The sequence below is a fragment of the Flagellimonas olearia genome, from assembly GCF_009184425.1.
Classification (GTDB): Bacteria; Bacteroidota; Bacteroidia; order Flavobacteriales; family Flavobacteriaceae; genus Flagellimonas; species Flagellimonas olearia.
In genome coordinates this window covers 1-323 of record NZ_WELG01000178.1, presented here as the reverse complement: position 1 = coordinate 323, position 323 = coordinate 1, and the positions used below count along the sequence as shown (strand labels likewise).

Below are 323 nucleotides of genomic sequence, written 5' to 3'. Positions count from 1 at the left end.
AAGGCTCGCCAGGCCATTATGAAATTAAAACAAGGAGAATTAGTCGCCATATGAAAAAAATAAAAGCTTTAGCCTTATTTAGTGGGGGGTTGGATAGTTTGTTGTCTATGAAATTACTCATTGATCAAGGTATTGAAGTGAGCGCTTTACACTTCAATATAGGGTTTGGGGGGAATAAAGATAAAAGAGAGTATTTTGAAAACGCCACCGCACAAATCGGGGCTAAGCTCTTGGTGTGCGATATTAGAGAGCAATTTTTTAACGATGTGTTGTTCAAGCCTAAATACGGCTATGGGAAATATTTCAACCCTTGCATTGATTGC

General features: G+C 38.4%; 1 protein-coding gene. It reads left to right on the top strand.

Going from position 1 to position 323, the window contains the following annotated elements; translation table 11 throughout:
* Nucleotides 1-50: 50 nt before the first annotated feature.
* The coding region (locus tag F8C76_RS20035; protein ID WP_211372216.1) for an argininosuccinate synthase domain-containing protein at nucleotides 51-323 on the top strand (273 nt) is incomplete at its 3' end.